Annotated in this window: 1 protein-coding gene and 2 pseudogenes; all 3 read left to right on the forward strand. The window is 58.7% G+C overall.

The features are described 5' to 3' along the window. Nucleotides 1-464 (forward strand): annotated as a pseudogene (locus tag V6C07_RS08510) (glycyl-radical enzyme activating protein); the annotation flags it as partial. A 27-nt stretch (nucleotides 465-491) separates the two neighbouring features. Continuing rightward, nucleotides 492-1892, forward strand: a complete 1401-nt coding sequence (locus V6C07_RS08515) for a sigma-54 interaction domain-containing protein (protein ID WP_333535967.1) — start codon at nucleotides 492-494, stop codon at nucleotides 1890-1892. After that, nucleotides 1889-2194, forward strand: a pseudogene (locus V6C07_RS08520) (EamA family transporter); the annotation flags it as partial. The gene V6C07_RS08515 and the pseudogene V6C07_RS08520, both read left to right, overlap by 4 nt.

Below are 2194 nucleotides of genomic sequence, written 5' to 3' on the forward strand. Positions count from 1 at the left end.
AAGCCCGCGCACGCCGTATCAAAACAGCGGTGGAAACCTGCGGCATGGCGTCTGCCGCGACCGTGCGCGAGGCCGCGCCCCACCTGAGCTACGTGCTTTACGATATCAAGCATATGGACAGCGCGGTTCATGAGGCCCGGACCGGCCAGCCCAATGCGCGCATCCTTGAAAATTTCCGCATTCTGGCAGAAGAATTTCCGGACTTGCCCATACTGGCCCGCACGCCCGTGATTCCCGGCTTCAATGACACTGCGGAGGCCATCGCGGCCATAGCCCGCTTTATCAAGCCCTATGGGCGTGTCAATTATGAACTTTTGCCCTATCATCGCCTGGGAACCCAGAAATACCATTTTTTGGGCCGGGAGGTTCCCATGGGCGAAGTGAGCCTGGACAAGGCGGTTATGGGCGGGCTGCAGAAGGCTGCTCTGGACATTTTGGGGGAGCGGGTGCAAATTCCCCGCTGATTCCCCAGCATTTTACCGGATTGAAATATGGCCGACCACTCTCAGGAACTGCTTTCAAAGCATGTGGAGCGCATCCTTGACGCCTTGCCTGAAGGTGTCTTTATCAGCGATGCCTCGGGAACCAGCCTGCGCGTTAACCGCATGTACGAGCAGTTGACCGGCCTCACCCAGGAGCAGGTGCAGGGCAAGAACGTGCGATGTCTGGTGGAAGAGGGGGTTTTTGACCATATCCTCAACCCGCAGATAGTGCGCACCGGCAGGCCCGCCACCCATGTACAGCAGCTCAAAAACGGCAAAAAGCTGGTGCTGACGGGTTTTCCTGTTTTTGACACGCGCGGTGACCTCTGTCTTGTGGTCACCTTTGCGCGCGACATAACCCTGCTGGCCCAGTTGCAGGATCAGGTGGCCGGGCAGTGCAGGCTTATTGACCAGATCAATGACCAGTTGGCGTACATAGCAAGCGAGGGCAGCAAGGCGCGTGAACCCATTTATGCCAGCCCCGCAATGGGTGAGGTGGTTTCGCTGCTGCGGCGTTTTGCCGCCACAGACGCCACTGTGCTGATTCTGGGTGAAACGGGCGCGGGCAAGGACGTTTTCGCCCGTTTTACCCACGGCCTTTCCGAGCGGCGCGATAAGATACTGCTCAAGGTCGACTGCGGCGGCATTTCCGAAACCCTTACGGAATCGGAACTGTTCGGCTACATGCCCGGCGCTTTTACCGGGGCCTCCAGTAAGGGCAAGGCCGGGTATTTTGAGATTGCCGATGGCAGCACCATCTTTTTGGACGAAGTGGGCGAACTGCCCCTGTCCATGCAGACGCGGCTTTTGCGCGTGCTTCAGGACGGCGAAATCATGCGTGTGGGGGCGTCCAGCCCGCGCAAGGTGGATGTGCGCATTATCGCGGCCACCAACCGCAACCTTGCCGAAAGCGTGGAAGCCGGAACCTTTCGTCGTGACCTCTATTACCGCCTCAATGTCGCCACGGTGCGCATTCCGTCCCTGCGGGACAGAAAGGAAGATGTGCCTCTGCTGGCCGAGCATTTTTTGACGCACTATACGGCCAAGTATCATAAAGTCATGGCGTTTATGGATGTTACCCTGGACATGATGGCCGCATATGCCTGGCCCGGCAATGTGCGTGAGTTGCAGAACATGGTTCACAGTCTGGTCATTACGCTCACTGGCCCGCTCATCACCCCGCGCGACCTGCCCGTGCAGGTTACAGGCGTAACGCACGATGCCACGCGGTACTCGGAAGATGTGCTTGGCGCCCGCCGCCCGTTGCGGGAAATCATGGCGGAAATGGAGCGCGATTTTTTGCTCAAGGCCATTGAGGTTCATGGCTCGGTGCAGCGTGTTGCGGAACTTTTTCAGGTTAACCGCAGCACCATTTTCAGGAAGCTGCAAGGCACAAGGCAGACACGATGACCCTTCACGGCGGTGCGCGCGGGATGTTCCGCACGTTTTTGCTCACGGCTGTCTGCATGACATTTTTTGCGGCAAACTCTTTGCTGTGCCGCATGGCGCTCTTCGGCACGGGCATGGACGCCGTCAGCTATACGGTTTTGCGGGCATCCTCGGCAGCCGTTGTTTTGTGGTTGTTCATGGCGCTGCGGGGGCAGCGCGTTTTGCGGCACGGAAACCGGCGCGCCGCCCTGGCCCTTTTTGCGTATATGGCCTGTTTTTCCTGGGCCTATGTCAATTTGCCCGCCGCGGCCGGCGCTCTTATC

It is taken from the genome of Desulfovibrio sp. 1214_IL3152 (genome assembly GCF_036763055.1).
Taxonomy (GTDB): domain Bacteria; phylum Desulfobacterota; class Desulfovibrionia; order Desulfovibrionales; family Desulfovibrionaceae; genus Desulfovibrio.